Source organism: Ruminococcus sp. D54t1_190329_F1 (assembly GCF_015551645.1).
Classification (GTDB): Bacteria; Bacillota; Clostridia; order Lachnospirales; family Lachnospiraceae; genus Blautia_A; species Blautia_A faecis.
Genome location: NZ_JADNDC010000086.1, coordinates 1 through 2187 on the forward strand (window position 1 = coordinate 1; position 2187 = coordinate 2187).

The window sequence follows — 2187 nt, forward strand, 5'->3', positions numbered from 1 at the left end:
TGTTTTGTGTGACTTGAAAGTCACTACATTTATTGTCTTACCGTAAGGTGTAAGACCTGCTGTTCCGTCAGTTGAGTCTAATATCTACAAAGTAGCGGGTAACTGCTATGAGGAAACGAGATATGAAAAATCATCTTTACAGAGATGTAGAACTGATTCCGTGAGGATAAGAACAAGTAAGAGCAACACTGACTTGAGATGATGACTGGGATAGAATGGCTAAGATATCTGAATCACTGGTAAATGCCGTTATGCGCGAACAGGCCAAAGGTTGCTGGGCCTGGCCCAAAATGGGAATGCGGTTTGGTTGGGGGTTGAAACAGCCACCACACGGACTATAGAACCGTCGGCAGAAAGGTGGAGCCTAATCTACCAGCATAAATGTAGTGGAACAAGGTAAGCCCGTATATCTCCATAAAGATACGGAAAGTAACCCGTAAGGGAAACCGATAGATGTGCGGGTAAGGAGGACGGAGAAAGCGAATGCCTTCTTGTAATGAGAAGGATAGAGAATATACTCACCCGAAAGGGGGCAGACTTCCGTCTGGTCTTATGTTGCAAGAGAATTAGCAGAATTTCTGAAAGGAGAAATGCAAATGTACGAGAAATCGTGTGCATCTTCAAATCACATTAAGAGCTGGAAGGATATTGATTTTGGAACAGCTGAATATGAGGTTAAGAAACTGCAGATGCGTATTGCAAAGGCTGTAAAGGAGAACAGAGTAGGAAAAATCAAATCCTTACAATGGACTCTGACTCATTCGTTTTATGCAAAAGCAATTGCTGTAAAAAGAGTAACAGAAAACAAGGGTAAAAGAACACCTGGAGTAGATGGCGTGTGTTGGATAAGTAATGAGGACAAATTTAACGCCATATTCACACTTCAGAGAAGAGGATACCAACCTCAACCGCTCAGACGAATCTACATTCCAAAGAAAAATGGAAAAAAGAGACCACTGAGTATTCCTACAATGAAAGATAGGGCAATGCAAACATTACACAAAATGGCACTGGAACCAGTCACAGAAACTCTGGCAGACGGCACTTCATACGGATTCAGACCCAACAGATGTGTTCAAGACGCTATAGAGCAATGTTTTGTCGACTTGGCTCGAAAAACAGCACCAGAATGGGTGTTGGAAGGTGACATAAAAGGATGTTTCGATAACATAAATCATGAATGGATGCAAAAGAATATCCCTATGGACAAAGAAATTTTGCACAAATTTCTTAAAGCTGGATTTGTGGAAAAGGGAAAACTCAATGCTACTGACCAAGGAACACCACAGGGAGGTACTATTTCACCGACGCTGTGTAATTATGTATTGGACGGATTAGAAAGATTATTGAAGAATAAGTTCAAACGGTATTGGTCGAAAGGTAGACAGATAAATCCAAAAGTAAATCTGGTGCGCTATGCAGATGATTTCATTATTACAGGAGCATCAGAGGAACTATTAAGAAACGAGGTACTACCTTTAGTAAAAGAGTTCATGCATGAAAGAGGATTAGAATTATCGGATGAAAAGACAGTTATTACGAACATACACGATGGATTTGACTTTTTGGGTTGTAATATTCGTAAATATGGGGATAAATTACTTACCAAACCATCAAAACAGAATGTTAAATCAATTATGCGTAAAATTCGTGGAACAATTAAGAAGTTCCGAACGGGCAAGCAATCCGATCTGATCAAATGCCTGAATCCTATTATCAGAGGATGGGTGAACTTTCAGAAGTATAACGTATCTTCGGTTGCATTTAGATATGTGGACTGGCAGACATTCAAGGCGCTATGGAGATGGTGCCGACGTAGACATAAAAACAAACCAGCCGCATGGATAAGAGATAAATATTTCCACAGAATCGGAAACCGTAGCTGGACTTTCTCTGAAAAGCTGACGGAGGATAATTATCTCGCATTAGTATATGCAACCGACACAAACATTACCCGTTTTACACGTATTAAAGCGGAAGCGAATCCCTACGATGAAATTTGGATGGAATACTTCGCTGAACGCAAAAATAAATCCTACAGCAATTTCAAATTTGTATACGAATGATATACAACCGGCTTATTGTGGCAGCAATAGGCTTTATAAGGCTTGAGCCGTATGATGGGAAACTATCACGTACGGTTCTTAGGGGAGGGAAGGACAGTAATGCTCTTCTCTTACCCGACTA

The 2187-nt window shown here is 40.6% G+C and carries 1 protein-coding gene; it reads left to right on the top strand.

What is annotated here, in order from left to right; genetic code table 11:
- Positions 1 to 596 precede the first annotated feature (596 nt).
- Positions 597 to 2066 (top strand): group II intron reverse transcriptase/maturase, encoded by a 1470-nt coding sequence (ltrA, locus tag I2D69_RS19580; RefSeq protein ID WP_117579884.1) that lies wholly within the window; start codon positions 597 to 599, stop codon positions 2064 to 2066.
- Positions 2067 to 2187: the final 121 nt, after the last annotated feature.

Bases quoted from the DNA above. Each gene is read 5' to 3' on its own strand.
- ltrA (WP_117579884.1), top strand. From the start codon at position 597: ATGTACGAGAAATCGTGTGCATCTTCAAATCACATTAAGAGCTGGAAG.